The sequence below is a fragment of the Achromobacter sp. K91 genome, assembly GCF_003576205.1.
GTDB classification, from domain to species: domain Bacteria; phylum Pseudomonadota; class Gammaproteobacteria; order Burkholderiales; family Burkholderiaceae_B; genus Achromobacter; species Achromobacter aegrifaciens.
Map to the genome: position 1 here is coordinate 13,037 of NZ_QWFB01000063.1, position 26,253 is coordinate 39,289.

General features: G+C 63.1%; 25 protein-coding genes. 21 read left to right on the plus strand and 4 right to left on the minus strand.

Going from position 1 to position 26,253, the window contains the following annotated elements; translation table 11 throughout:
* Positions 1-12: 12 nt before the first annotated feature.
* The gene (locus DXK93_RS28945; protein WP_119451924.1) at positions 13-207 is read right to left on the minus strand and encodes a YjfB family protein; all 195 of its coding nucleotides are present in this window, start codon (positions 205-207) and stop codon (positions 13-15) included.
* A 137-nt stretch (positions 208-344) separates the two neighbouring features.
* A complete protein-coding gene (locus DXK93_RS32440) occupies positions 345-1,199 on the minus strand; it encodes a hypothetical protein (RefSeq protein ID WP_119451925.1) in 855 nt (284 codons plus the stop codon).
* Between the two features lie 228 nt (positions 1,200-1,427).
* Here DXK93_RS32440 and DXK93_RS28955 point away from each other — a divergent pair, with 228 nt between their 5' ends.
* The 8 genes from DXK93_RS28955 to DXK93_RS32555 are packed head-to-tail and all read left to right on the plus strand — an operon-like array spanning position 1,428 to position 11,647.
* Positions 1,428-4,919, plus strand: coding sequence for a bifunctional class I SAM-dependent methyltransferase/glycosyltransferase (locus DXK93_RS28955; protein ID WP_158598587.1), 3,492 nt, complete (start codon positions 1,428-1,430; stop codon positions 4,917-4,919).
* Positions 4,916-5,686 (plus strand): glucose-1-phosphate cytidylyltransferase, encoded by a 771-nt coding sequence (rfbF, locus tag DXK93_RS28960; RefSeq protein ID WP_119451927.1) that lies wholly within the window; start codon positions 4,916-4,918, stop codon positions 5,684-5,686. The genes DXK93_RS28955 and rfbF overlap by 4 nt, the downstream gene beginning before the upstream one ends.
* Entirely contained in the window at positions 5,671-6,744 is a 1,074-nt protein-coding gene (gene rfbG / locus DXK93_RS28965) for a CDP-glucose 4,6-dehydratase (RefSeq protein WP_119451928.1), read from the plus strand. Before rfbF ends, rfbG begins: the two co-directional genes overlap by 16 nt.
* 47 nt (positions 6,745-6,791) lie before the next feature.
* Complete coding sequence (gene rfbH / locus DXK93_RS28970; protein ID WP_119451929.1) at positions 6,792-8,108, plus strand: lipopolysaccharide biosynthesis protein RfbH; 1,317 nt, start codon at positions 6,792-6,794, stop codon at positions 8,106-8,108.
* Position 8,109: 1 nt separating this feature from the next.
* Positions 8,110-8,679, plus strand: coding sequence for a dTDP-4-dehydrorhamnose 3,5-epimerase family protein (locus DXK93_RS28975; protein ID WP_119451930.1), 570 nt, complete (start codon positions 8,110-8,112; stop codon positions 8,677-8,679).
* Positions 8,676-9,584, plus strand: coding sequence for an NAD(P)-dependent oxidoreductase (locus tag DXK93_RS28980; protein WP_119451931.1), 909 nt, complete (start codon positions 8,676-8,678; stop codon positions 9,582-9,584). Before DXK93_RS28975 ends, DXK93_RS28980 begins: the two co-directional genes overlap by 4 nt.
* Positions 9,581-10,081, plus strand: coding sequence for a DapH/DapD/GlmU-related protein (locus tag DXK93_RS28985; protein ID WP_119451932.1), 501 nt, complete (start codon positions 9,581-9,583; stop codon positions 10,079-10,081). The genes DXK93_RS28980 and DXK93_RS28985 overlap by 4 nt, the downstream gene beginning before the upstream one ends.
* A gap of 18 nt (positions 10,082-10,099) precedes the next feature.
* Complete coding sequence (locus DXK93_RS32555; protein WP_119451933.1) at positions 10,100-11,647, plus strand: alpha/beta fold hydrolase; 1,548 nt, start codon at positions 10,100-10,102, stop codon at positions 11,645-11,647.
* A 219-nt stretch (positions 11,648-11,866) separates the two neighbouring features.
* Here the strand turns inward: DXK93_RS32555 and DXK93_RS28995 are convergent, their stop codons facing one another.
* Together DXK93_RS28995 and DXK93_RS29000 are read right to left on the minus strand one after the other, a co-directional pair.
* Positions 11,867-13,060, minus strand: a complete 1,194-nt coding sequence (locus tag DXK93_RS28995) for a FliC/FljB family flagellin (RefSeq protein ID WP_119451934.1) — start codon at positions 13,058-13,060, stop codon at positions 11,867-11,869.
* A gap of 402 nt (positions 13,061-13,462) precedes the next feature.
* Positions 13,463-14,218 carry an RNA polymerase sigma factor FliA gene (locus tag DXK93_RS29000; RefSeq protein WP_054456655.1) on the minus strand — a complete coding sequence of 252 codons (756 nt, stop codon included), beginning with the start codon at positions 14,216-14,218 and terminating at the stop codon, positions 13,463-13,465.
* Between the two features lie 431 nt (positions 14,219-14,649).
* Between DXK93_RS29000 and flhD the strand changes: the two genes are divergently transcribed.
* From flhD to DXK93_RS29065, 13 genes are all read left to right on the plus strand, one after another.
* Complete coding sequence (gene flhD, locus DXK93_RS29005) at positions 14,650-14,973, plus strand: flagellar transcriptional regulator FlhD (protein ID WP_013393369.1); 324 nt, start codon at positions 14,650-14,652, stop codon at positions 14,971-14,973.
* Between the two features lie 32 nt (positions 14,974-15,005).
* Complete coding sequence (gene flhC / locus DXK93_RS29010) at positions 15,006-15,587, plus strand: flagellar transcriptional regulator FlhC (RefSeq protein WP_118934083.1); 582 nt, start codon at positions 15,006-15,008, stop codon at positions 15,585-15,587.
* Positions 15,588-15,705: 118 nt separating this feature from the next.
* Positions 15,706-16,581 carry a flagellar motor stator protein MotA gene (gene motA, locus DXK93_RS29015; RefSeq protein ID WP_054456657.1) on the plus strand — a complete coding sequence of 292 codons (876 nt, stop codon included), beginning with the start codon at positions 15,706-15,708 and terminating at the stop codon, positions 16,579-16,581.
* 11 nt (positions 16,582-16,592) lie between these two features.
* Positions 16,593-17,582 (plus strand): flagellar motor protein MotB, encoded by a 990-nt coding sequence (gene motB / locus DXK93_RS29020; protein ID WP_054456658.1) that lies wholly within the window; start codon positions 16,593-16,595, stop codon positions 17,580-17,582.
* Between the two features lie 2 nt (positions 17,583-17,584).
* The gene (locus DXK93_RS29025) at positions 17,585-17,965 is read left to right on the plus strand and encodes a response regulator (RefSeq protein WP_054456659.1); all 381 of its coding nucleotides are present in this window, start codon (positions 17,585-17,587) and stop codon (positions 17,963-17,965) included.
* Between the two features lie 29 nt (positions 17,966-17,994).
* Entirely contained in the window at positions 17,995-20,115 is a 2,121-nt protein-coding gene (cheA, locus tag DXK93_RS29030) for a chemotaxis protein CheA (protein WP_119451935.1), read from the plus strand.
* 16 nt (positions 20,116-20,131) lie between these two features.
* A complete protein-coding gene (gene cheW, locus DXK93_RS29035) occupies positions 20,132-20,632 on the plus strand; it encodes a chemotaxis protein CheW (RefSeq protein ID WP_054456661.1) in 501 nt (166 codons plus the stop codon).
* Positions 20,633-20,722: 90 nt separating this feature from the next.
* Positions 20,723-22,426, plus strand: a complete 1,704-nt coding sequence (locus DXK93_RS29040; RefSeq protein WP_119451937.1) for a methyl-accepting chemotaxis protein — start codon at positions 20,723-20,725, stop codon at positions 22,424-22,426.
* An 8-nt stretch (positions 22,427-22,434) separates the two neighbouring features.
* The gene (locus DXK93_RS29045; RefSeq protein WP_054456662.1) at positions 22,435-23,292 is read left to right on the plus strand and encodes a CheR family methyltransferase; all 858 of its coding nucleotides are present in this window, start codon (positions 22,435-22,437) and stop codon (positions 23,290-23,292) included.
* 19 nt (positions 23,293-23,311) lie between these two features.
* Positions 23,312-24,370: a chemotaxis response regulator protein-glutamate methylesterase gene (locus DXK93_RS29050; protein WP_013393378.1), complete on the plus strand. Its 1,059-nt coding sequence runs from the start codon at positions 23,312-23,314 to the stop codon at positions 24,368-24,370.
* Between the two features lie 50 nt (positions 24,371-24,420).
* Positions 24,421-24,810 carry a chemotaxis response regulator CheY gene (cheY, locus tag DXK93_RS29055; RefSeq protein ID WP_013393379.1) on the plus strand — a complete coding sequence of 130 codons (390 nt, stop codon included), beginning with the start codon at positions 24,421-24,423 and terminating at the stop codon, positions 24,808-24,810.
* An 8-nt stretch (positions 24,811-24,818) separates the two neighbouring features.
* Entirely contained in the window at positions 24,819-25,451 is a 633-nt protein-coding gene (cheZ, locus tag DXK93_RS29060) for a protein phosphatase CheZ (protein WP_054456663.1), read from the plus strand.
* A 220-nt stretch (positions 25,452-25,671) separates the two neighbouring features.
* Positions 25,672-26,253: methyl-accepting chemotaxis protein (locus DXK93_RS29065; protein WP_370127882.1), on the plus strand; the 582-nt coding region annotated here is incomplete at its 3' end.

Genomic DNA, 26,253 nt, shown 5'->3' on the forward strand with positions numbered 1-26,253 from the left:
GCGGCGCGGCGTTCAGGCGTGCGTGTCGATGCGCGAACCCAGCGTGGCGTCCACCGCCAGCACCGGCAGCGACTGCATCAGCGTCAAGGCCGTGTCCGCTTGCGCATTGAGCGCCTTCTTCAGTACTCGGGCCTGTACTTCCTGCATGACATTCGCGTCCTGCAGGGCCAGGGCGGTATTGACGGTGTTGCTGATCGAGGCTTCCATGTGGTGTCCGAATGTGGAGTGGGGCGTTCAAGCCGACACGGGATTATGGCGCGGGATTGCGGTTTTAGATAAGCACCCATTGAGGTTTTGATATGGGCAGCAGGGCTCGCTCATTTCTGAAATGAAGGCCGGCGGCTTCATGGCCGGTTGGGACATTCCTTGATCGTGCCCCAGGCCCTGTGAGGCTCGCAATATTGGTTGCGGGCCGCCCATGCGCAATCCGGACGCTCAAAAAAGCCCTGCGTTGCACAACGCGCCAGTTCGCTCTTCAGCTCGTCGACCCAGGCCCAGGGGTCCTGAGCGGGGATCTCGGTAATGCGCAAGGTGGGCCGAGGGGCGGAGACTGGTGTTTCCGCTGTTTGCTCGAGAGGGCGTGGCGCGGTGGGCAGTTCTTGGTGAGCGGGGGCGGTCGATTGAGGTTGGCCACCGGTGTGCTCCGCTGCGACGCTCGATGCAGGCACAGATCCGGATGATGTTGCGGCCGGTGTGGATTCCGGCTGGGGGGGCAACTGTTCGATCATGGCCGGGGCAGAACCCAAGGGGCCTGGCTCAGGTGCGGCCTCCATGGGGGGCAACGGCGCCAGTGGCATTCGCACAGGGCCGGCCGCCGTCGAACCCGAGCGTGGAGTATTCGGTGAAGTCCATGACACGACCAGCAGCACCAAAGCGCCGTAAATGGCAAGGGTGTAGAGCACAGTCAAGGTGGCACAGCCCAGCCGCTTCCCGCTGATCGGCCGCGAACTTTCGCGTCTCAGCAGTCTGCGCCAACCCACCAGCGCCCCGCCCGGTGCCGAAATCAGCGACCAGACGAGCCGCTGGAGCAGTCCAGGCTTGCGTGTAGGGAGTGCGGCCTGAGCCTGGGCGGCCAGCAATTCGCGCAGGGCGCGGTTTTCTTCGCGTAACTGGAACGTCGGGTCCTCCGGCACCTGAACGTGTGGATCCGGGGAGCTGTCGTGCTGAGTAGCGAGCGGATCTGGAGGCGTGGGGGTCATGATTCTGAAAAAAAATGATACAAACTCTGCGGCGCCAATTATGACGGCGAGGCCGACCGACCAAAAAAAAGAACAAGCGTGCAAAAGGCCGTCAGTCTTGTTGTGTAAGTAGGCAGCTGTTGCTTGGCATTACGCAAGAACCGGCGAAAAAGCCCTTCATTTCGCCCATTTCCGCCCTTAAATCCGTTGCTATGCTCCCCCGCTATTACCCTGCCCGTGGAGTACGGATTGAACGCGCCTGACCGAGTCCTCGAAGACTCATTCGCCATAGACTTGGCTCCTCCTGTGGCCGATCAGGCCATCAGCTATCTATGTTCTCCCGGCCAACTGCGGGCCGCGGCTTTCCTCTATGGAATAGAAACCGTACCGCTGGAACAGGCGCGCGTGCTGGAACTCGGTTGCGGCGCGGGCAGCAATCTCATGCCCTTTGCGGCCGCCTATCCCCAGGCGCAGGTGGTCGGCGTGGATCCCGATGCGCGCCGCATCGAGGCCGGCCGCCGGGCTGCGGCGTCTATTGGACTGGACAATCTGACCCTGCATGCGCTCGCGTTCGCCGAGATTACTCAGGAATTCGGCGAGTTTGACTACATCATTGCCCACGACGTCTTCAGTACGCTTGATCGGGATGGCGCCAGCGACCTGCTGCGCATCTGCCGCCTGAACCTGGCGTTCGAGGGCGTTGGCCATATCAGTTTCGACGCCTATCCCGGCGCCAAGGCAACCGAGATTGTGCGCGAAGCCGTGCTGATGCATGCGCAGTCGGCGGGCAGTCCCGAAGAGCAGGTGGCGGCGGCGCGCGCGGCGCTGGGCATGTTTACCGACGGCGTTTCTGTCGCCAACCCCTTGGCAGGAGCCCTCCACGAAGCCGCTACCCGTTTCGCTCAGGCGCTCGATGAACAGGGGGCGGTGGGCTTGAGCATGCTCGGACGCCAGCCGTACTACTACGCCGAATTCGCCGACATGGCAGCGCAGTTCGGCATGATCTGCGTGGGCGATGTCGAACCACGCCATGAAATGGCGTCGAACTACGGTACCAACGTGTCGCTGACCCAGAGCCTGCTCGGGTTTGGCAAGCCGCCCGTGCTGCGCCAGCAATACCTGGACTTCTCGGTTGGCCGGGCCTATCGCCGCGCATTGCTGACGCACCACGAACGTGGACAGGAAGCGCTGCCTCGTCCTGACATGACGCGCCTGGTCAAGCTGCGCTGGGCGGGAAGTTTCCGCCGCATCGCCGCCGGCTTGCGCGATCCCAAGCAGGCCCATTTCGTTACGCATGCCGGGCAGACTCTCAGCACGGATGACCGCGTGCAGGAAGCCGTTGCAGACGTGCTTGGACATGCATGGCCGGCATCCGTGTCCGGCGCCGCGCTGGTTCAGTATGTGACGGAAAAGAAACTGGCGACGACGATGCCGGCCGAAGAGGCCGTGGGCAAGTCGCTGCAAAGCTTGTTCGACAATGACACCGGTCGGTATAGCGTCGACAAGACACCGTATGACCAGGCTGGCGCTGTGAGGCTCGTGCCTGGCGTGCTGGCGGCGGTTGAAGGTAACGCGCCGCTGTTCAATTTGTGGCATGAAACGGTGGCTGCGCCGTTTGCCTCGGACGACATCCCCGCGTTGAGGCGCCTTGCGGACGGCGCGGCGGCGCAGGACCTGCGCGAGCGGGTGCAGATTGAAGCCGTGCCCATGATGTTCAGCTCGGCCGGCGACTTCCTGGCGCCGGCTCAACAGGATAATCCCGACGTCTTCAAGGCTGCCGTGGACGGCCTGTTGGATCATTTGAAGCACTTCGGCCTGATCGTGTCGGACGCGCAGAGCTGGTGTGCGTACGTGGAAGACGCGCTGCGCGGATCCGATGGCCGGGGGCCCTATTGGAGCCTCTACATCGACGCGCTGGCGCGCCGCAATTTTGAACAGCGCCGGGCAGGCGGCCTGCCCACGGCGGCGCGCGCCCAGTCGGTCAGCAAGTCGGTGCTCAAGGAAGCACACGACCTGGCGACGCAGTTGAACGCCAGGCGCGACGGCGATTTCGAGGCGCGGGCTCGCGACCTGGTCAAGCGTGCGCCGGATTACGGCTCAGCCTGGGAAGTGCTCGGCACGGTATTGCGCGAAACCGGCAAGGCGGACGAATCGCTGGGCGCCTTTCTGGGCGCGCTGAAGGCAGGCGGCGAAGATGCAGATTGCTACGTCTCAACCGCAATGTCCCTGCGCGCATTGCGGCGTCCGGTGGAACTGGACGCCGCTTGCCGCCGCGCGCTGGAGCTGGTTCCGGATCATCCCCAGGCCTTGAACGTGCTGGCGAATTGCTATCGCAGCGCCGCCAGGTTCCATGAGGCCGTGGCCACGTTCCGGCACATCCTTGAGCTGAATCCGGACAGCATCGAAGCCTGCGGTAACCTGGGTGTGGCCCTGGCGGACATGGGGGATTTCGCTGGCGCGGAAGAGCAGTATCTGCGCGTGTTGGCCGTCCAGCCCGATAGCCCGACCGTGCAGAACGCATACTTTTTCGGCATGAACTATTTTCCGGATCGAACCCCGGAAGAGATCTTCGAAGTCTACCGTTCGTATGACGAGCGCCTATGCGCACCGCACAGGGGATTCTGGAAGCCTCATGGGAATATGAGAAATCCGGACCGGAAATTGCGCATCGGCTATGTCTCGCCGGATTTCCGCAACCACCCGGTGCGCCTGTTCCTGGCGCCTTTGATGGCCCAGCACGATAAGTCGGCGTTCGAGGTCTATGCGTATGCCCAGCTGGACCAGGAAGACGAAGGCACCGCACAGTTCAAGGACTATGCCGATCACTGGTTGAGGACCAATGGCCTGTCGCATGACGCGCTGGCACAGCGCATACGCGATGACCAGATCGATGTGCTGGTGGACCTGGCCGGCCATACCTCGCAAAACCGTTTGGCCACTTTCGCGCGCAGGCCGGCGCCCGTGCAGGTGACCTGGCTGGGTTTCGGCTGCACGACCGGCCTGTCCGCCATCGATTACATCCTGATGGATGACGAGATGGCGCCTCCCGGAACCGACCATCTGTTCGTCGAAAAGCCGTGGCGCCTGGACAAGACGAACTTCGCCTACCGGCCCAAGGCGGGTATGGGCGAGGTTTCCGATCTGCCGGCGCTGAGCAATGGCCACGTCCGTTTTGTCACGCTGTCCCGCGCGATCCGCTTCAACTACCGTGTCGTGCGCACCTGGGCGGAGATCTTGCGCCGGGTGCCGGATTCGCGCCTGGTGGTCGACAGCAACAGCTATTTCTCCGAGCGCATGCGTAGCGACCTGCTCCAGGCCTTTGGCCAGCACGGTATCGCTCCGGACCGGCTGGAGATTGGTTTCCATTCGCCACCCTGGGACGTGCTGCGCGGTGCGGACATCACGCTGGACTGCTTCCCGCACAATTCGGGCACGACTCTGTTCGAGAGCCTCTACATGGGCCTTCCGTACGTGACCTTGGCCGGCCCCCTGGGCGTTGGCCGGATCGGGGCTTCGACGCTGTCGGGCCTGGGGCGGCGCGAATGGATCGCGCAGACGGAAGCCGAGTACGTGGAAAAAGTGGTGGCAATGGCCAGCGACATCCCCGAGCTGGCGCGCATACGCGCCGGCTTGCGCCAGGAAATGCAGGCCAGCGCCTTGATGGATGAAACCGGCTTTGCCCGCAAGGTCGAGCAAGCCTATCGCGACATGTTCAAGAAGTGGTGTGAAGGATCCGTATGAAGGCCGTCATTCTCGCGGGGGGGCTGGGTACCCGCATTTCCGAAGAAACCCACGTCAAGCCCAAGCCGATGGTCGAGATCGGCGGCCGTCCGATACTGTGGCACATCATGAAGATGTACTCCGCCCATGGCGTCAATGATTTCATCATCTGCTGCGGCTACAAGGGTTACGTCATCAAGGAGTATTTCGCCAATTACTTTCTGCATATGTCGGACGTGACGTTCGACATGGCCAATAATCAGATGGAAGTCCATCAACGCCATGCAGAGCCGTGGCGCGTGACGCTGGTGGACACTGGCGACGACACCATGACCGGCGGTCGCTTGAAGCGCGTCGCCAGCTACGTCAAGGAAGAAGAGGCGTTCTGCTTCACCTATGGCGACGGCGTGGCGGATGTGGACATATCCGCGCTGATCGCCTTCCATCGCAAGCATGGCAAGCTGGCGACCGTGACGGCGGTCCAGCCGCCTGGCCGTTATGGCGCGCTGAAGATGGAAGATGACCTGGTCGCCGGGTTCACGGAAAAACCGCGCGGCGATGGTGGTTTGATCAACGGCGGCTTTTTCGTGCTGTCGCCCAAGGTTCTGCCCCTGATCGAGGCCGACCATATCTCCTGGGAAATGGAACCCCTGGAATCGCTGGCCAAGGGCGGCGACCTGATGGCGTTCAAGCACGCGGGCTTCTGGCAGCCGATGGACACGCTGCGCGAAAAACGCATGCTCGAGTCCTTGTGGGAGACGGGCAAGGCTCCATGGAGAATGTGGTGAACGTAGCGTCCGGCGCCTTCTGGCACGGCAAGCGCGTGCTGCTCACCGGACACACCGGCTTCAAGGGCGGCTGGCTGGCCCTGTGGCTGCACAAGCTTGGGGCGGAGGTCGTGGGCGTGGCGTTGCCGCCGCCTGCGGATCGCCCCAGCTTGTTCGAGGCGGCAGCGATCGGCGGCGTGGTCCAGAGCCATTTCTGCGATATACGGGACGCCCAGGCCCTGGCTGCCATTGTGCGCCAGGTTCGGCCCGAGATTGTGCTGCACTTGGCGGCACAGCCGCTGGTGCGGGCCAGCTACCGCGAGCCCCTGCAGACCTTCGACACCAACGTCATGGGCACGGCGAACGTGCTGGATGCGCTGCGTGGCTTGCCGGAAGTCCGCGTGGCGCTGTGCATTACCACCGACAAGGTCTACCGCAACGAAGAATGGCCATATCCCTACCGCGAGACGGATGCGTTGGGCGGACACGACCCCTACAGCGCCAGCAAGGCGGCCGCCGAGCTGGTGGCCGCGTGCTACCGCGACGCGTTCCTGCGGGAGCAGGGCGTGGCGCTGGCCACGGCGCGGGCGGGCAATGTGATCGGGGGAGGGGACTGGTCGGAAGATCGACTGCTGCCCGATGCCGTTCGGGCCTGGCAAGACGGTGCCGTGCTGGAAATACGCAGTCCGGATTCGGTGCGGCCCTGGCAGCACGTGCTGGAGCCCTTGGCCGGATACCTGCAACTGGCGCAGACTCTCTGGACGCGGCCGGAGCTGGCGGGCCCATACAACTTCGGACCGCCGTCGCAAGACACGGCAACCGTGCGCGAAGTGGTCGAGCTCGCGCGCGTAGCCTATGGCGCCGGCGGCGTGGCCTATGGCCTGTCAGGCAATGGCCCGCATGAGGCGGGCCTGCTGGCCCTGGATACGGCCCGGTCCCGCGCTGTGCTGGGCTTGCGGCCGCGCTGGTCGTTGGCGGCAGGCGTGGCCGAGACGATGCGCTGGTATCGCGCGTTCCAGGAAGGGGCCGACGCCCGCAGCCTGTGCTACGCCCAAATTGCGGCATTTGCGCCGGTCTGAACTGGCTGGCCACCGCTTCAAGAACATAACGGTTTTAGAGATAAGCAATGAACCCTAACGAAATCCGTGCGCAGATCGCCCTGTTGGTCGATCAGTACCACGAGGCCCAGGAACGAGAGCGCACGCCCTATGAGCCGGGCAAGACGGCGGTGCCGCCGTCAGGAAAGCTGATCGGCGCAGCCGAGCTCAAGGCGATGGTCGACGCCTCTTTAGACGGCTGGCTGACGACCGGCCGCTTCAACGAAGCATTTGAACAGCGCCTGGCGCAGTATCTCGGCGTCAAGCATCTGATTACGGTCAATTCCGGTTCGTCCGCCAATCTGGTGGCATTTTCAACGCTGACCTCGCCCAAGCTGGGTGAACGCGCGATCCGCCGCGGCGACGAGGTAATAGGCGTGGCGGCGGGCTTCCCCACGACCGTGAACCCCATCCTGCAGTTCGGCGCGGTTCCGGTATTCGTTGATGTCGAACTGGGCACGTACAACGTGGACGCCAGCCGCCTGGAGGCTGCGATCACGCCGCGCACCAAGGCCATCATGCTAGCCCATACGCTGGGCAATCCGTACAACCTGGACGCAGTCACGGCCTTGTGCAAGAAGTACGGCCTGTGGCTGATCGAGGACTGTTGCGACGCCCTGGGTTCGACCTACAACGGCCGCATGGTCGGCACGTTCGGCGACATCGGCACGCTCAGCTTCTATCCCGCGCATCACATCACGATGGGCGAGGGCGGGGCGGTCTTCACCAACGATCCGCATCTGAAGCTGATCGCCGAGTCGTTCCGCGACTGGGGGCGCGACTGCTACTGTGCGCCGGGCAAGGACAATACCTGCGGCCGCCGCTTCTGCCAGAAGCTTGGCAGCCTGCCTGAGGGCTACGACCACAAATACACCTACTCGCACATCGGCTACAACCTGAAAATCACGGACATGCAGGCCGCCTGCGGCCTGGCCCAACTGGACCGGGTGGAAGAGTTCGTCGCACGGCGCAAGGAGAACTTCCGTTTCCTGAAGGAACGGCTGGCGTCGTGCGAGGAATTCTTGATCCTGCCGGAAGCGACGCCCGGATCGGACCCGTCGTGGTTCGGTTTCCCGATTACCTTGCGGCCCGAGGCCGATGCGCGCCGCGTCGATCTCCTGACCTACCTGGATCAGGACAAGGTTGGAACGCGCTTGCTATTCGCCGGCAACCTGACGCGTCAACCTTCCATGGTCGGCCAGAACTACCGTGTGTCCGGAGATCTCGCCAACACCGAAATCATCATGCAGAACACCTTCTGGATCGGTGTTCAACCCGCACTCACTCCTGAGATGCTGGATTACGCGGCAAGCCGCATTGAGCTGTTTTTCGGGCAGGGCTTCTGATATGCAGGCCGAAGCCCTGGCGATCCCGGGCTGCTATCTGTTGACCCTGCCGTGCTTCCCGGACGCGCGCGGCGAGTTCCGGAAACTGCTGCATGCGCCGTCGCTGGCGGCGCTGGGCCTGGAGACCGGATTCGTCGAATCCTACGTATCGGTTTCCCATCGCGGAGTGCTGCGCGGCCTGCATTTCCAGTTGCCGCCGTCCGACCATGCCAAGCTGGTTTCGTGCCTGACAGGGCGGGCGCGCGACGGTTTGCTGGACTTGCGGCGAGGATCGCCGACTTACGCGCAATCGCTGTCGCTGATGCTGGATGGCACGGTGCCGCAGGCCCTGTACGTGCCGTGCGGCGTGGCCCATGGCTTTGCGGCTCACCGCGATGGCACCGCGCTGCTGTACTACACGACTACGGTCCATGATCCCGAGCGTGACGCGGGCGTGCATGCGGATAGCGGCGGCATTGATTGGTGGGCGGGTGAAGCCGGTATCGGCGCACCCGTCATGTCTCCCAGGGACGCGGCGTTGCCGCGGCTTCAGGACTTCGAGTCCCCCTTTACCTACGGTGGATCAGCATGAGCCTGCGTGTGCTGGTCACCGGCGCAAGCGGCTATGCGGGCGGTGTCATCGCCGCGCGCCTGCGCGCTCTTGGCATGTCGGTGATCACGGCCGGCCGTGCCAGCTCCAATGACCTGCAGCTGGATCTGGCCGATCCGCGTCGTGTAGCGGCCCTGGACCTGCCCGCTGGCATCGACGCCTGCGTGCATGCAGGGGCAATGCACGAGGTGGCGTGCCGGGCAGACCCGCAGGCCGCCTATGTGGTCAATGTCGCCGGCACCCGGGCCTTGTTGCAGGCCTGCGAGCGGGTTGGGATACGCCGTCTGGCATATATCTCCACCTTTCACGTGTACGGTCGGCCGGAGGGCGAGTTGGACGAGTCCGCTCTACCCACACCCGTCAACGACTACGGCTTGACGCATCTACAGGCTGAACAACTGTTCGAACTGGCGGCTGGCAGCATGGGCGCTTCGGTCGATATCCTGCGGCCCGCCAATTTGTACGGCGCGCCTGCTTCTTGGGACGGGTTCGACCGCTGGACGTTGGCGCCCTTTGATTTTTGCCAGCAGGCGGTGAGGGACGGCAGGATCGTCCTGCATGGCCAGGGACGGGCCGTACGCAACTATCTGGATGTCGCGTACGTCGCCGAGGTCCTGGCCAAGCGCTTGCAGGGTCCGGGATCGGGCCTGGCGCATCTGGCGGGCGAGGACTGGCGGATCAGGGACTTGGCGGAACTGGCTGCCGCTCAGGCCAGCGCCTGCCTGGGTAAGCCTGTGGTGGTGCAGACAGGAGAAGTCCACGAGGCGCTGGCGCCTGCCTATCGCTATTGTTCCCGGACACTGGTTCCGCGCGAAGGCGACGAACGCGCCTCGATGGCCGCTTTTCTGGCCCGGACGCTGGCGCATCTGACGGAGTGCAAGGCATGAACCGGATTTCAACGCTGGCAAAAATCTCCCCATTGGCAGATATCGAACGCTCGGTACGCGGCAATGCCGTGGTGATCGGAGATTACGTCACGATAGACAGCTTCGTGAAGATCAAATTCGCGGGCGGCGATGGCGACGTGCATATCGGCGACCAGGTCTATCTGAATTCGGGCGTGGTGATCTATTCGGGAAATGGCATCCATATCGGCCGCGGCACGCTGATCGCCGCCAATACGACCTTGGCGCCCACCAACCACGAGTACCGCAGCCGCGAAAAGACGATCATCGAGCAGCGTTTTATGCCCAGCAAGGGCGGCATAGTCATCGAGGACGATTGCTGGATCGGCGCCAACTGCGTATTGCTGGATGGCTGCATCCTGCGGCGCGGTTGTGTCGTGGCGGCCGGCACTGTCCTGCGCGGCGAATGGCCTGAGTATGCGGTGATCGGCGGCAGTCCCGCAGCGGTGATGCGCTATCGCGAATCCGCTGGAAAGTAAGAGTCTAGGAGTTTGGCAATGACATCGTCGACAAAGGGCGGCCAAGGTGCCGCCGGCGGACAAAGAATAGGTTTGAACGAGGCGTTCGAATTGGCCGTGCGCCATTGGCGGGAAGGCAAGCGCGCGGAAGCGGCCCACATCAATGGGCAGATTCTTGGTGCCCGTCCCGGACATCAGGGGGCGCGTCATCTGAAGATGACGCTGGAGCATGGCGTGCAGGGCCTGGCCTTTACCGCGCTGCGCCTCTCCGACCCGGAGCTCTACAGCATCGGGGACTATAGCTACGGCACGCCGTCGGTGTTTCCGCACAATCAGCCACACGAGCCTGCGCACTTGTCTATCGGCAATTTCTGCACGATCGGGCACGAGGTTGAAATCATCCTGGGTGCATATCATCGCCAGGATACCTATACGATCTATCCGTTCTCGGCCCCGCATTTCGGAACCTTGTTTTCCTCTACCCGCCAGATCACCGATTACTCCACCACGAAGGGTGGGGTATCGATCGGCCATGACGTCTGGATCGGCGCCGGCAGCAAGATCATGGCGGGCGTGACGATAGGCACGGGCGCGGTCATCGGCGCGGGCTCGATAGTGACGCGAGATGTTGGTGCGTATGAAATCTGGGCAGGCAATCCCGCGCAGTTTCGCCGCCGCCGGTTTACCCAGGAGGTCGCGGACCGCCTGATGGCGCTGCGCTGGTGGGATTGGCCCAAGGACATCATCGAACGCCATGCGCGCAACATCATGCGCGGCACGCGCGAAGCGCTCGACGCGTTGGCGCAGGGCCACGATGCCTGGCTTGCGGGATTGCGCAAGGGCGTCACGGCGCCTTTCGAGATGCTGCAAGGCAGGTCAGGGCTGTTGCGTGCTCGCCGCTCGGCCAATTGGTGCGAAGGTCGTCCGACGTGGGTGGTGTTGCACGGTTCGCTGGGCAATATCGCGACCGTGCAAGGTATTGAACAGCACCTTTCGGACATGAACCTGCTGTTTGTCGACCTGCCGGGTTGCGGCGGCAGCACGGCGCCGGCGGATATGTCCGTGGACGGCTTTGCCGACGAATTGTTGCCGGCGCTGCTTGCCGCGATTCCCGGAGGATTCGGCGTGCTGGGCGCCTCTTTTGGCGGCAGCGTCGCATTGGCCATCGCGCGCCGCACGTCGCGGTGCACGTCCGTCGTGCTGTTGGACACGCCATTCAGCGCGGCAAAACTCTGGCATAACCACGCATTCCTGCGTGGCGCGATCGCCTCTCGGCCGGATGACCGCTATCTGCGCAGCTTCGCGCTGGAGATCTATGGCGTGACGCCCACGGCAGCCGTGGAACGCGAGTACTGGCATCTGTTGGATGGCGTCGCCGCGCCGGTGCTGGTGGTGAGCGGCGATGTGCCGATGCTGCCGCAACGCAAGATGCCGCCCGTGCCGTGTTGCCTGGACGAGGCGGATCTGGCGCAACTGCGCGGCCTGGGTTGCCGCATCGAGCGGGTGAAAGGCGGCCATGATCTCATCAACGACAATCCGGCCGCCGTGGCGGCGCTGGTGAGGTCCGCGGAAACGGTCATGGCCTGAATGTACGGATAGACCCAGTTCCGCACAATGCGGTACTGGATGAAGCAAGAGCAGAATGGGCGGAATTGGATTCCGCCCATTTTTTTCTTTGCGTCACGAGGGAAGAGGGCAGTCCGCCATAAAAAAACCAGCCCGGAGGCTGGGTTTTGGTACTGCTTCGGTGCGGGCAAGGGAAGCAACTCGCCTTCCCCTGCTGCCCCGCAGGACTGTCCGCTGGAATTAACGCAGCAGCGACAGAACCGTTTGCGGCACTTGGTTGGCCTGGGCCAGAACCGAGGTGCCAGCCTGTTGCAGGATCTGAGCCTTGGTCATGTTCGACACTTCCGTGGCGTAGTCGGCATCTTCGATGCGCGAACGAGCGGCGGACAGGTTGTTGATCGTGTTGTTCAGGTTGGCGACGGTCGATTCGAAGCGGTTCTGGATCGCACCCAGCGAGCTGCGCTGCGAGTCGATGTCTTGCAGAGCCTTGTCCAGACCGGCCAGCGGGTTGGCCGTTGCGCCCTTGTTCAGGCTGGTCAGCGGGATCGAGTCGGTCTTCAGCGAGAAGGCGGCGGTGCCGGCGGCCGTCGTGGTGTCGGCGTCCTTCGGGTTCACGGCGATGTAGTAGCTGCCGGAAGCGCCCGAAGCAACGTCGAAGCCCTTGGCCTTCAGGTTGCTGGATTCGGTCGCGTCGGCGGCCGAGATGTCGACCTTGACGAACCAGTTGCCGTTTTCGTCAGCCTGAGCTTCCGTACCGACGGTGACGTTGCCGGTTGCCACGCCCAGACGGCCAGCCAGGTCGCCAGGGGTGCCTTCGGCAACCGTGTTGCTGGTGACGGCGGTGGTCGAGCCGTAAGCGGCCTTGTATTCCGCACCGGTCAGAGCGCTCTGCGTGCCACGCGGGCCGGAGACGTTGAAGCCGTCCAGACCCAGGGTCTTGGCGGTGACTTCCTTCAGGTCGATCGTGATGGTTTCGCCGTCGTTGGCGCCAACCTGGATCGTCAGCTTGTTGTCCTTGGCCAGGACGTTCACGCCGTTGAACTGGGTTTGGGCCGACACGCGGTCGATTTCGTCCAGGCGCTGCTTGATTTCAGCTTGGATCGAGTCCAGGTCGGTCGGCGAGTTCGTGCCGCTGGTGGCTTGGACCGACAGCTGACGCACGCGCTGCAGGTTGTTGTTGATTTCGTTCAGCGCGCCTTCGGTCGTTTGAGCGATCGAGATGCCGTCGTTGGCGTTGCGGGCGGCTTGGGTCAGGCCCTTGATGTTCGCGGTGAAGCGGTTGGCGATGGCTTGGCCAGCGGCGTCGTCCTTGGCGCTGTTGATGCGCAGGCCGGAGGACAGGCGCTCGATGGCGCTGCCCAGTGCCGATTGCGACTTGTTCAGGTTGTTTTGAGCAACCATCGAGAGGTAGTTGGTATTGATAACGGCAGCCATGTTGGTGCTCCCAAGAGAGAAAGGCTTCTTCAAACCGGGCAGCGACGCCGCCCACTGGTGTTAACGGGAAAGTTCGTCGACTTTGTGTCTAGGAATCTCTCCGTTGCCAGGATTACGGCAGTCCAAAATCAATCTTTAGCGCTATTTCGCGAAAGTCGACATTTTTCTTCTATTGGTCGGACGGGGGAGGGCATGCGACCCAAGTGCGGCAACGACCGCTGCTGCGGCGCCTACAAGATGTAAAGGCGTTGGGCTTTGGAAGCTTGCCGACCATGCATGCCCCTATCTGTACTCTCTCTAGGCGTCGCGCAACGAGAAACGGACGCGAGGCGCGTCCGTCATGTTTAGGGCCTTTCGAGGCCAGGGGCGTACGGCAAGGGTGCCTCCCCACCCGGCGTCCTTCTATATCACCTGAGCAATCTGTCCATCCTGGGGCAGTTCCTGCCAAGCCTGTTCCTTCAGCTTCGCCCGTATCCGCGCCGTCGCCTGCGACCTTAGTTGGCACACCCGTGCCTCGGTCACATTCAGGATCGCGCCGATTTCCTTCAGGTTCAGTCCTTGCTCGTAGCAAAGTGACAACAGCAACTTTTCACGCTCGGGCAGGGCGTCGATCGCGTGGATCAGCGCCTGGCGGAAGTCCCCGGCCAGCAGCGAATCCAGCGGATTGCCGCCGGCCGCGCCATGGTTCAGGGTGGCCGCCCAGTCGGATTGACCGCCAGCCGAGTCGGGCTCGGTGGTGAAGTCTTCGTAGTGCACGATCTGCACGCCCTGGGCGTCGTGCAACAGTGTTTGATAGTCACCCAGGGGCATGTCGAGCTGTTGCGCAATTTCGGCTTCCGTCGGCGCGCGCATCAAACGCTGTTCGAGCTGCTGGATGGCCTGCTCGATCTTGCGCGCCTTGGCGCGCACGCTGCGGGGCAGCCAATCCTGGCCGCGCAATTCGTCCAGCATCGCGCCGCGGATGCGGGTGGTGGCGTAGGTCTCGAATTGGGCGTCGGCCGTTTCCTGGTAGCGGCGCACGGCATCGAGCAGGCCAATCATGCCGGCCTGGATCAGGTCGTCGAGTTCTACGCTGGCGGGTAGCCGGGCGAGCAATTGCAGGGCCAGCTTCCGCACTAGCGGGGCATATTCGACCAGGCTGTCATCTGCGTGAGGCATTGCGGGAGTGTCGGGCGGTGTCCATCGTGGCGCGTGGTCTGTTGTTGTCAATTTGCGACATTGTCGACAAACGCGCGGCGGCGCTAAAGCTAGGTGGATTTAGTGATCTGCAAGCTGCCATTGTCGGCAAACAACACCGTTTCATTCCTCAAAGTACGCAATGTTTTGAATGCTTATTTGCCAAATTGACGTAAATTCGTCTGAAATTTATATGTCAAGGTGTATCGGAAACGGTAAGTTGCGCAACATCAACAAAGTTTTGTCATATAAGTCATAGAAAATGACATCAGCTGTGGTAAATTTTACTTAAATTGCGAACAAATGATACATTTCGCATCAAAGCGGGATGTATCGAACGTAATGGCAACGGAATTCCGGTGCTTTTGCTTACACAAGCCCCCATCGGCGGGATAGGGAATAGGGAGTTGGGCGTGCAACAAGTCGAAAATTCATTGCTGACAGACATTCGCGAAGTGAATCTGTCCTATTTGTTACTGGCACAGCGCATGCTGCGCGACGACTACGCGGCGTCGATGTTCCGCCTGGGATTCAGCAATGAGGTTGCTGACATCCTCATGCGCCTTTCGCCGGCGCAATTGGTCAAGCTTGCAAGCTCCAGCTCGTTGCTGTGCCGCTTCCGCTTCGATGACTACAGCCTGTTGTCCGCGCTGACCCATGACGTTCTGGGTGGTGCGCTGCAGCAAGCGCACGCAACCATCCTGCTGGCCAAGCAGCCTGTCGAAGAATTGGCCTGACGGCCTGATCATTCCATCCGGAAGCACGTGTAATGGCCACCAAGAGCGTTTCGCAGGAAGCGGATGACATTCTGCTAGCCAGCTCCATGATCACTTTGGGAGCCCGGCTGCAGGTGCTGGAGGCTGAAACCAGCCTCAGCCACGACCGCCTGGCACGCTTGTACCGCGAAATCCGCGGCTGCTCGCCACCCAAGGGCATGCTGCCCTTTTCGGTTGACTGGTTCATGACCTGGCTGCCGAACATCCATTCCTCGCTCTTCTACAACGTGTATTCGTTCCTGAATACGCGCACCAGCAGCAAGGGCATACGCGCCACCATCGACGCCTATCGCCTCTATCTCGAAAACGCCGGCACCGATGCCGCCGAAGGCGCAGAGCCCGTCCTGAGCTTCACGCGCGCCTGGATGCTGGTGCGCTTTTTTGATAGCGGCATGCTGCAAATGTCCGCCTGCCGCCAATGCGGGGGGCATTTCATCGCCCATGCCCACGATCCCCAGTCGGATTTCGTGTGCGCGATCTGCCGGCCGCCACCCCGTGCCGGCAAGACCCGCGCTGCGGCCAAGGCGCGCTCCGGCACCCGCCCCGCACCCGTTGCGAATGCCGCCCGGCTCTGACCGGCGGTATTCAAATACATCAAAAGCCCTGGAAAACTCCCCGTAACCCGCCTTTTTGGGTCGGGGGGAACAGGGGATCATTGACGCCAGTTTTAGACTTCGTTGGCAGGGGCCTGATGTGTTGATTGTTATCGGTTTTCTCGTGGTGGCCGTGTCGGTCGTCGGCAGCTTCATAGCGCTGGGCGGCCATTTGGGCGCGCTATACCAGCCGTTCGAGCTCACGCTGATTTTCGGGGCGGCTTTTGGTGCCTTCCTCGCCAGCAACAGCAAGAAGTCGTTGATGCTGGTCAAGTCCGCCTTGCCCGACGCCTTGAAAAGCTCGCGCTACGGCAAGGACGTGTACATGGAGCTGATGGCGCTCTTGTACGTGCTGCTGAACAAGGCACGCCGCGAGGGCCTCATGGCCATCGAGTCGCATATCGAAGACCCGGAATCCAGTCCGATCTTCAGCGAGTACCCCCGCATCGCCAAAGACGCCAAGCTGATGGAGTTCATCACGGACTACCTGCGCATCATGATCAGCGGCAACATGAGCTCGTTCGAAATCGAGACGCTCATGGATGAGGAAATCGAAACCTACCGCCATGAGCGCGAAGTTCCTGTGCGCGCACTGCAGCAAATGGCCGATGGCCTGCCGGCCTTCGGTATCGTGGCCGCCGTGCTGGGCGTGATCAAGGCACTGGCCGCCGTGGACCAGCCTCCGGCGATCCTGGGCGACCTGATTTCCAAGGCCATGGTGGGCACGTTCCTGGGTATTTTGCTGGCCTACGGCTTCGTGGGGCCGCTGGCGTCGCGCATCGAGCGCCGCAGCGATGAGGCCACCAAGGTGCTGGAATGCATCAAGACCACGCTGCTGGCCAGCATGAACGGCTATCCGCCCCAGCTGGCCGTGGAGTTCGGCCGCAAGGTGCTGTTCTCTGCAGTGCGTCCGACCTTTGGTGAGCTGGAAGAGCACGTCCGGCAAGCCAAGTCCACCGCCACCGGCAAGGCCTGACGGAGCGGGCCATGAGCACGGTAAACAACCACCGTGTGGTGATCCGCCGCAAGAAGGTCCACGGCGGCGGGCACCACGGCGGCAGCTGGAAGATTGCATACGCCGACTTCATCACGGCGATGATGGCGTTCTTCCTGGTGATGTGGCTGATCAGCGTGGTCCCGCGCGAAGAGCTCAAGGGCATTGCGGAGTACTTCCGCATGCCATTGCGCGTCGCCATTACGGGCGGGCCCAGCAGTTCGGCCGAGACCAGCGCGGTTCCAGGAGGCGGCAGGGATCCCTTGCGCAGCGAGGGCGATGTGCGCCGCGCGCAGGGCAACCGCGTCGAGGCCCAGCCCATGGGCGACGCCGAACGCCGCGAACAGCATCGCCTGGAAAATCTGAAAAAGCGGCTCGAAAACGTCATCGAGACGAGTCCGGTGCTGAAGAGCTTCAGGCCGCAGCTGCTGATCGACCTGACTACCGAGGGTCTGCGCATCCAGATCATCGACAACCAGAACCGTCCGATGTTCGCCACCGGCCGCGCGGAAGTGCAGCCTTACATGCGCGACATCCTCAGGGAACTGGGGCCGGTCCTGAATGAATTGCCCAACAAGGTCAGCATCTCCGGCCACACCGACGCCTCGCAATACGCTCGCGGAGAGCGCGCCTATAGCAATTGGGAGCTGTCGGCCGACCGCGCCAATGCGTCGCGCCAGGAGCTGGTGGCGGGCGGAATGAACGAAAGCAAGGTCCTGCGCATCCAGGGGCTGTCGTCCAGCATGAGCCTGGTTAAAGATGACCCGTATGCGGCCGTTAATAGACGTATCAGCCTTGTGGTGCTCAACCAGAGCACCCAGCGGCGCATCGAAAGCGAGAACGCCGCGGCTGCGGACGTCAGCGCCAAGGATGCCCGCGAGGTAGGAACGGCGGTGGAAGCGGCGCAAGCCGCGGCCCAGGCCACGACGGCAACCAAACCAGGCGAGGCGGAGAGCAACCCGCCCGCGGAAGGGGTTCGATAGCAATGGCTGCAACGATTCTTGTGGCGGACGACTCGGCGACGATGCGCATGATCGTCCAGGCGACGTTGACGGGCGCTGGATGGAAAGTCCTGACGGCCGGCAATGGCCAGGAAGCGCTGGAATTGGCCAAGAGCCACCCGGTGGACCTGGTGGTCAGCGACTGGAACATGCCGGTCATGGGCGGTCTGGAGCTGATCCAGGGACTGCGCCAAGAGGACGAGTACCTGGACGTGCCGGTCTTGGTGTTGACCACCGAGGACGACGTGGACAGCAAGATGGCCGCCCGGGATCTGGGGGTCTGTGGCTGGCTTTCCAAGCCGGTCGACCCGGATGTGCTGGTGGAATTGGCGTCTGAACTGCTCGACGAGCAGGCCGGCGCGTAAGCAAGTTCATTTTTGAAGGCGTACGGGTCATGAGTTCTGGTTTGGACCTCAGTCAGTTTTACGAGACCTTTTTCGACGAGGCGGACGAGCTGCTCGCGCAGATGGAGCAGCTGCTGCTCGAGCTGGATGTGGGCGCGCCCGACATCGAACAGCTCAACGCGATCTTCCGCGCCGCCCACTCGATCAAGGGTGGGGCGGCCACCTTCGGCTGCTTCACGCAGCTGGCGGGCACGACCCATTTGCTGGAAAACCTCCTGGATGCGATCCGTCGCGGCGAAATGGCGCTGCGTACGGACATGATCGATATTTTCTTGGAAACGAAAGACGTGCTCAAAAGCCAACTGGATGCCTATCGGGCCTCCGAAGAGCCCGATGAAGCCGTGTTTGAGCGTATCTGCGCCGTACTGAGGCAGCTTGCGCTGGAGCATAAGGATCCCGCCGCGGCAGCCGCGCCGGCCGAGGCCCCTGCACCCGTGGCTGCGCCGGTTCCGGCCCCGGCTCCCGTGATCGCCCCGGCGCCTGCCCCCGAGCCCGCCGCGCAAGCGCCGGCAGCGGAAGCCGGCAGCTTGCCTCTGCGTGTGCGGATCACCAAGGTTTCGGACAAGGACGCCGCCTCCCTCCTCGAGGAAATGGGCAATCTCGGCAACGTCAAGGCCAGCGAACGCGCCGACGGCGCCCTGACCGTCTGGATGGACAGCACCTGCACGCCAGACGATATCGAGGCAGTATGCTGCTTCATCGTCGACGGCGACCAGCTGGAAATCAGCCGCGAGGCTGCTCCGGCGGGCGTAACGCAGGCTGCTGCTCCAATTGCGGCTGCGACGCCCGCGCCGGCTCCCGCACAGACGGCGCCCGAAGCGCCGGCCGTCGCCGAGTCGGCTGCGGCCGCCGAGGCCATCACACAGTCCACCCGCGCAGCCCGGCCCGCTGCGGCAGCTCCGGCGCACGCGGACAAGGAATCCACCTCGATCCGCGTCGGCGTCGAAAAGGTCGACCAGGTCATCAACCTGGTGGGCGAACTGGTCATTACCCAAGCCATGCTGGCCCAGACCGCATCCACGCTGGATCCGGTGCTGCACGACCGCCTGCTCAATGGCATGGAACAGCTTGAGCGCAATGCCCGCGACCTGCAGGAAGCGGTCATGTCCATCCGCATGATGCCGATGGATTACGTGTTCAGCCGCTTCCCACGCCTGGTGCGCGACATCGCTAGCAAGATGGGCAAGCAGATCGAACTGCAAACCCACGGCCGCGCAACGGAACTGGACAAGAGCCTGATCGAACGCATCATCGATCCGCTGACCCACCTGGTGCGCAACAGCCTGGACCACGGCATCGAGACGCCCGAAAAGCGCGTCGCCGCTGGCAAGGACCCCGTCGGACAGCTGGTGCTGTCGGCCCAGCACAACGGCGGCAACATCGTCATTGAAGTCAGCGACGACGGCGGCGGGCTGAACCGCGACAAGATCCTGAAGAAGGCGATCGCCCAGGGCCTGCCCGTTAACGAGAATTCGCCGGACGACGAAATCTGGCAGCTGATCTTTGCGCCGGGCTTCTCCACCGCCGAAAAGGTGACGGACATCTCCGGCCGAGGCGTGGGCATGGACGTGGTGCGCCGGAACATCCAGGACATGGGCGGCCACGTGCAGCTGTCGTGCGAGCCGGGCAACGGCACCACGACGCGCATCGTCCTGCCGCTGACGCTGGCCATTCTGGACGGCATGTCGGTGCGCGTCGGCGAGGAAACCTTCATCCTGCCGCTGAACCATGTAACCGAATCGCTGCAGCCCACCAATGACCAGATCTACTCGGTGGCGGGCAACGAGCGCGTGATGCACGTGCGCGGCGAGTACCTGCCGCTGGTCGAAATGCACCGGGTGTTCTCGGTCAGCGACGCCCAGACCGATCCCACGCAGGCCATCGCGGTCATCATGCAAGCCGAGGACCGCCGGTTTGCGTTGCTGGTGGATCACCTGATCGGCCAGCACCAGGTGGTGGTGAAGAATCTGGAATCGAATTACCGCAAGGTGCCGGGCATTTCCGCCGCCACCATCCTGGGCGATGGCAGCGTGGCCCTGATCGTCGACGTATTTGCGCTTGCGCGCGCCAACCGCGAGCGTTGGTCGCAGCCCGAAGCCATTCTGAATTGATGGAGAAATAAACCTCATGGCAGCCAAACCGCAAGCGCAAGCCGCGCGCAATGAAGATGTCGGCAGCGAGTTCCTGGTGTTCACGCTGGGCGACGAAGAGTACGGCATCGACATCCTGAAGGTGCAGGAGATCCGCGGCTACGACGCCGACACGGTCACCCGCATCGCGAATGTTCCGCCGTTCATCAAGGGCGTGACGAACCTGCGCGGCATCATCGTGCCCATCGTCGACCTGCGTATCAAGTTCAACCTGGGCCGCGTCGACTACAACGAGCAGACCGTGGTAATCATCCTGAACCTCGACCGCCGCGTCGTCGGTATCGTGGTGGATGGCGTGTCCGATGTGCTCATGCTCAATTCGGGCCAGATCCGCCCGGCGCCGGAATTCGGCGCCACTTTGTCCACCGAGTACCTGACGGGTCTGGGCACGGTGGACGAACGCATGCTGATCCTGGTGGATATTGAAAAAATGATGACCAGCGACGAAATGGCGCTGGTGGAGAAGGTCGCGTCCTGATCGGAACGGCCTGCTGGGAGGTAAAAGCGCCATATTGAACCCAATGTGGCGCTTTCCTTTAACGACTTCAATCTGGGAGTGGTTCTTGTGATGCGCAAGTTCTTCGCAAACATGACGATACGCAGCAGCCTGTTGTGGGTGCTGGCGTTTTTCTCATTCATGTTGGTGATAGGGGCCGCGTTGGGCGTGCTGTCCCTGCGCATCAGCAATGGCACCCTGGCGCAGATCAAGCAATCGCAAGAGCTGGATGACGCGGTCGGCCGCGTGGTCTCCAGCTACAAGGACACCATGACTGGCCTGGGCCGCGCGGCCGCCGCCAACTATGCGGACATCGTGAAGAGCGTGGGGCAGCCCACCTTGCTGACCCAGGGCTTGTCTTCCGAGGCGGCTGGCCTGCTGGAGCGGGCCAAGGCCTCCATGAACAAGGGGCAGGCCGAGTACGAGTATTACAAGAGCCTGGCTCGGCCCGCCGAAGCGGCCGACGCCCTGAAAGAAATCGACGAATCCTATGACGCGCTGGTCCGGCAAGGGCTGACGCCGCTGGTGGCCGCCTTGGAAAAGGCGGACATGCCTGCCTACCAGAAGCAAGTCCAGACAGTACAGGACGCTCTCGAGGGGCGGTACGCGCGCGCCATCGAAGGCTTTGATTTCTGGCGCGCCAGCAAGACGCTGGATGCGCACGAAGTGGCACAGGTGCGCTACCAGTTCGTCCTGATGGCAGTCGCCGCCGGCGGCGTGATCGCCGCGCTGCTTGTGTTCGCCACCTATGTGTTCCTGCGTCGCCGCGTGCTGCTGCCGCTGAAGGAAGCCGGTCATCACTTCGACCGCATCGCCGGTGGCGACCTCACCGCCCGCGTGGACGCGCGCAATACCAACGAAATCGGCCAGCTGTTCGCCGCCTTGAAGCGCATGCAGGAAAGCCTGACCCGCACCGTGGCGTCAGTGCGCCGCGGCGTGGATGAGATCAACGTCGGTTCGCACGAGATCGCGGCGGGTAATACGGACCTGTCCAGCCGCACCGAGCAGCAAGCGGCCTCGCTGGAAGAAACCGCGGCTTCGATGGAAGAGCTGGCCTCTACCGTCAAGCAGAACGCCGACAATGCGCGCCAGGCCAACCAGCTGGCGGCCAGCGCCTCGGACGTGGCAGAGCGCGGCGGTTCGGCGGTGTCGGAAGTGGTCCACACCATGCAGGAAATCTCGGCAAGTTCGCGCAAGATTTCCGAGATTGTGTCCGTGATCGACGGCATTGCCTTCCAGACCAATATCCTGGCGCTGAATGCAGCGGTGGAAGCAGCCCGAGCGGGCGAGCAGGGCAAAGGCTTTGCCGTGGTGGCAGGCGAAGTGCGCTCGTTGGCGCAGCGCAGCGCCCAGGCGGCCAAGGAAATCAAGGGCCTGATCGAGGATTCCGTGACCAAGGTAGGCGCGGGCTCGCAGCAGGTGGAGCGCGCCGGCTCGACGATGCAGGAGATCGTGGCCTCGGTGAAGCGCGTGACGGACATCATGGGCGAGATCTCGGCGGCGTCCGAAGAGCAGTCCAGCGGCATCGAGCAGGTCAACCGTGCCGTGTCGCAGATGGACGAGGTGACGCAGCAGAACGCGGCGCTGGTGGAAGAGGCTGCAGCAGCTGCGGGTTCTCTGCAGGAGCAGGCGCAGCGCCTGGCCGAAGCGGTGTCCGTGTTCAAAATCAACGTGGGTGAGGTCATCGAGGTTCCGGCCCAGCGCCTGTCGTCGGCGCGTTCCGCCGGTGACGACACCCGCTTGCAGGCGCCTGACGCGCTTGCGCTTGGGCACTGAGGATCGCAGTGGCTACAGCAGCGGCAACCCAGGCGCCGTCCATTTCGGTGGAACGCCAATTCGATTTTCGCGACGCGGACTTTTCGCGCGTGCGCAAGATGATTCACGCCTATGCGGGAATTTCGTTGGGCACGCACAAGCGCGAAATGGTCTACAGCCGGCTTGCCCGGCGCCTGCGCGCGCTGGGCATGCAGGATTTCGGCAGCTATCTGGACCAGCTTGAAAACGAACCGAATGCGGCCGAGTGGGAAGATTTCGTCAACGCATTGACGACCAACCTGACCGCCTTCTTCCGCGAATCGCATCACTTCCCCATCTTGGCTGACTTTGCCAAACGGCGCGGCGGCCCGGTGTCGGTGTGGTGCTGTGCGGCCTCCACCGGGGAAGAACCGTATTCCATCGCCATGACGCTGGTGGAAGCGCTGGGCCCTCGGGCCAGTGCAAGTTCGGTGCTGGCCACCGATATCGACACCAATGTGCTCACCCGCGCGCGCGCGGGGGTCTACCCGGCCGAGCGCGTGGACAAAATGGATAGCGAGCGTCTGCGGCGCTTCTTCTTGAAAGGCCGGGGCGCCAACGAAGGGCAGGTCCGGGTGCGTCCCGAGATCGCTGACATGGTCCGATACGAGACGCTGAACCTGTTGGCGCCGACGTGGCAGATCAACGAACAGTTTGATGTGATCTTCTGTCGCAACGTCATGATTTATTTCGACAAACCTACCCAGGCCAGGATCCTGGAACGGTTTGTGCCGCTGCTCAAGCCGGGTGGCTTGCTGTTTGCTGGCCATTCCGAGAACTTCACCTATATCAGCCGGGACTTTCGTCTGCGCGGGCAGACTGTCTATGAATGCGCGGGCAGGTCCTGAGCGGGCCGAGGCAGCAAAAATGAAGAAAATTAGCGTTTTGTGTGTGGACGATTCGGCGTTGGTGCGTGGCCTGATGACCGAGATCATCAACAGCCAGCCGGACATGGAGGTGGTCGCAACCGCGCCCGATCCGCTGGTGGCACGCGAACTCATCAAGCGCCATAACCCCGACGTGCTGACGCTGGACGTGGAAATGCCCCGCATGGACGGGCTGGATTTCCTGGAAAAACTGATGCGCCTGCGGCCCATGCCGGTGGTGATGGTGTCGTCGCTGACCGAGCGCGGCGGCGAAATCACGTTGCGGGCCCTGGAACTGGGCGCGATCGACTTCGTCACCAAGCCCAAGCTGGGCATCCGCGACGGCCTGCTCGAATACACCGAGATCATCGCCGACAAGATACGCGCCGCCTCGCGCGCCAAGCTGCGCGCGCCAGCAGCGCACGCCGCGCCCGCCGCACCCGCGCCCATGTTGCGCCGTCCGCTGTCCAGCTCGGAAAAGCTGGTCATCGTCGGCGCGTCCACGGGCGGCACGGAAGCGATCCGCGAGGTGCTGCAGCCGTTGCCGCCCGACAGCCCGGCCATCCTGATCACCCAACACATGCCGGCGGGCTTCACGCGCTCCTTTGCGCAACGCCTGGATGCCCTGTGTGCGGTGACGGTCCGTGAAGCCGTGCACGGCGACCGCGTGTTGCCCGGGCACGTTTATCTGGCGCCGGGCGGTGACATGCACATGCGTCTGGGCCGCAGCGGCGCCAACTACGTGATCGAGCTTGAAGCCAGCGAACCCGTCAACCGCCATCGCCCGTCGGTGGACGTGCTGTTCAACTCGGCGGCCGTCGCCGCGGGCAAGAACGCCATCGGCGTCATCCTGACCGGCATGGGCAAGGATGGCGCGGCCGGCATGCTGGCCATGCACCGCGCGGGCGCCCACACGATTGCGCAGGACGAGGCCAGCTGCGTCGTCTTCGGTATGCCCCGCGAAGCTATCGCCTTGGGCGCCGCGGATGAAGTGGTTTCGTTGTCGGCGATAAGCGAACGCATTCTGACTCGCCTGGGCGATCGCGGGCACCGCGTCTGACGCGCAAGGCTCCCCGATCGGTCCAAGCTAAATTTTTTCTGGAGTAGAAGATGGTAGACAAGGGCCTGAAGATTCTGGTGGTGGATGACTTCCCCACCATGCGGCGGATCATCCGCAACCTGCTCAAAGAGCTGGGTTTCGAGAACGTGGATGAGGCCGAAGACGGCGCCATCGGCCTGGAAAAGCTGCGCAACGGCGGTTTCCAGTTCGTGGTGTCGGACTGGAACATGCCCAATCTCGACGGCCTGGAGATGCTCAAGCAGATCCGCGCCGACGCGGCGCTGGCCTCGCTGCCCGTGCTGATGGTGACGGCCGAGGCCAAGAAGGAAAACATCGTTGCCGCGGCCCAGGCCGGCGCCAACGGTTATGTGGTCAAGCCTTTCACTGCGGCGACGCTGGAAGAGAAGCTCAACAAGATCTTCGAGAAAATCGCCGGTTGAGGTGAGCCATGAGCACGACGGAACATGAGAGCCCGGGCGAATCCCCCGACCTGATCCACCGCATCGCGTCGCTGACGCGCATGCTGCGCGACAGCATGCGCGAACTGGGGCTGGATCAGGCCATCAAGGACGCAGCCAACGCCATTCCCGATGCCCGCGACCGTCTGCGCTACGTGGCGCAGATGACGGAGCAGGCCGCCAACCGCGTCTTGAACGCCACCGAGCAGGCCGGCCCCATCCAGGATGGCCTGTCGCGCTCGGCGCAGGCGCTGGATGCGCGCTGGCAGCAGTGGTACGACCAGCCCCTGGAATTGCCCGAGGCGCGCGAGCTTGTGAAGGACACGCGCGCCTACCTGCAGGATGTGCCGAAGCAGGCGCAGCAGACGCAATCCCAGCTGATGGAAATCATCATGGCGCAGGATTTCCAGGACCTCACGGGCCAGGTCATCATGCGCATGATGGACGTGGTCGGCGCGATCGAGCGTGAACTGCTGCAGGTGCTGCTGGACAACGTCCCGCAAGAACGCCGCGACGAAGCCAACAGCCTGCTCAACGGGCCGCAGATCAGTCCGCAAGGCAAGACCGACGTAGTGACCAGCCAGGACCAGGTCGACGACCTGCTGGCCAGCCTGGGCTTCTAGCCGGGAGCCGCGCCGCCGGACTGGGACTCCGGCGGTGCATTTTCCGGGTGGTGCCGCCCGCGCATGAAGGTAGTCCCTAAGGGCGCAAAGCGCGCCTCGTGGATAGACTCCCCTCCAAAACAATAATCAGGGGCCGTGCAGCGTGAATCATGGCGCGCAATGCGCGCCAGGCAACGGATGCCCATAGAAGGCGATCCGGGCCGGCACAAGGAGATTGATCATGGCCAGATCCGTATTCCGCCTGGGCGGCATGTGGCGGTTGTTGCGGCGGCTCAATCGCGGCGACGCGACCCTGTCGGAACGTACGCTATCCATCAGCCCGGCCGTTTGGCCGCTGTACGGTTTCATGGCGCGCATACGCAGCCGCATCATGACCGTACGCCAATCCAGCATCGAAATCGCGCTGAACGCCGCCCGCACGCAGTTCCAGGCGGGCCATTGTTCGATCCTGGCACAGGAGCAGGCGCGGGCCGCGGAAGCGCTCGCGGCCAGCGGCGCGCAAATCGCCGCGTTGTCGACGTCAACCTCCACCCATGCGCGCGAGATTGCCGAGGTGTCAGGGCAAAATCTGCACGCGGCGCAGCAGGCGCTGGCCGAACTGTCCGACGTCAAGGCGCGGGTGGAGCGCATGACGCGGGAGATGGCTTCATTCACCGAGGTGGTCGGTCAACTGACAGACCGCGCCCACTCCGTTGGGGACATCAGCAAGCTGATCAAGGAGATCGCCTTGCAGACTCAACTCCTGGCCTTGAACGCCGGGGTCGAGGCGGCCCGGGCGGGGGACTGTCTCTTATACACATCT

Excerpts from the sequence above, each read along its gene's own strand:
- motB (WP_054456658.1), top strand. The coding sequence starts at position 16,593 with ATGAGCACGGTAAACAACCACCGTGTGGTGATCCGCCGCAAGAAGGTC.
- DXK93_RS28995 (WP_119451934.1), bottom strand. The coding sequence starts at position 13,060 with ATGGCTGCCGTTATCAATACCAACTACCTCTCGATGGTTGCTCAAAAC.
- cheY (WP_013393379.1), top strand. The coding sequence starts at position 24,421 with ATGGTAGACAAGGGCCTGAAGATTCTGGTGGTGGATGACTTCCCCACC.
- cheW (WP_054456661.1), top strand. The coding sequence starts at position 20,132 with ATGGCAGCCAAACCGCAAGCGCAAGCCGCGCGCAATGAAGATGTCGGC.
- rfbG (WP_119451928.1), top strand. The coding sequence starts at position 5,671 with ATGGAGAATGTGGTGAACGTAGCGTCCGGCGCCTTCTGGCACGGCAAG.
- rfbH (WP_119451929.1), top strand. The coding sequence starts at position 6,792 with ATGAACCCTAACGAAATCCGTGCGCAGATCGCCCTGTTGGTCGATCAG.
- DXK93_RS28975 (WP_119451930.1), top strand. The coding sequence starts at position 8,110 with ATGCAGGCCGAAGCCCTGGCGATCCCGGGCTGCTATCTGTTGACCCTG.
- DXK93_RS28980 (WP_119451931.1), top strand. The coding sequence starts at position 8,676 with ATGAGCCTGCGTGTGCTGGTCACCGGCGCAAGCGGCTATGCGGGCGGT.
- cheZ (WP_054456663.1), top strand. The coding sequence starts at position 24,819 with ATGAGCACGACGGAACATGAGAGCCCGGGCGAATCCCCCGACCTGATC.
- DXK93_RS28985 (WP_119451932.1), top strand. The coding sequence starts at position 9,581 with ATGAACCGGATTTCAACGCTGGCAAAAATCTCCCCATTGGCAGATATC.
- DXK93_RS29025 (WP_054456659.1), top strand. The coding sequence starts at position 17,585 with ATGGCTGCAACGATTCTTGTGGCGGACGACTCGGCGACGATGCGCATG.
- DXK93_RS32440 (WP_119451925.1), bottom strand. The coding sequence starts at position 1,199 with ATGACCCCCACGCCTCCAGATCCGCTCGCTACTCAGCACGACAGCTCC.
- DXK93_RS32555 (WP_119451933.1), top strand. The coding sequence starts at position 10,100 with ATGACATCGTCGACAAAGGGCGGCCAAGGTGCCGCCGGCGGACAAAGA.
- rfbF (WP_119451927.1), top strand. The coding sequence starts at position 4,916 with ATGAAGGCCGTCATTCTCGCGGGGGGGCTGGGTACCCGCATTTCCGAA.
- cheA (WP_119451935.1), top strand. The coding sequence starts at position 17,995 with ATGAGTTCTGGTTTGGACCTCAGTCAGTTTTACGAGACCTTTTTCGAC.
- DXK93_RS29040 (WP_119451937.1), top strand. The coding sequence starts at position 20,723 with ATGCGCAAGTTCTTCGCAAACATGACGATACGCAGCAGCCTGTTGTGG.
- DXK93_RS28945 (WP_119451924.1), bottom strand. The coding sequence starts at position 207 with ATGGAAGCCTCGATCAGCAACACCGTCAATACCGCCCTGGCCCTGCAG.
- DXK93_RS29000 (WP_054456655.1), bottom strand. The coding sequence starts at position 14,218 with ATGCCTCACGCAGATGACAGCCTGGTCGAATATGCCCCGCTAGTGCGG.
- DXK93_RS29050 (WP_013393378.1), top strand. The coding sequence starts at position 23,312 with ATGAAGAAAATTAGCGTTTTGTGTGTGGACGATTCGGCGTTGGTGCGT.
- flhC (WP_118934083.1), top strand. The coding sequence starts at position 15,006 with ATGGCCACCAAGAGCGTTTCGCAGGAAGCGGATGACATTCTGCTAGCC.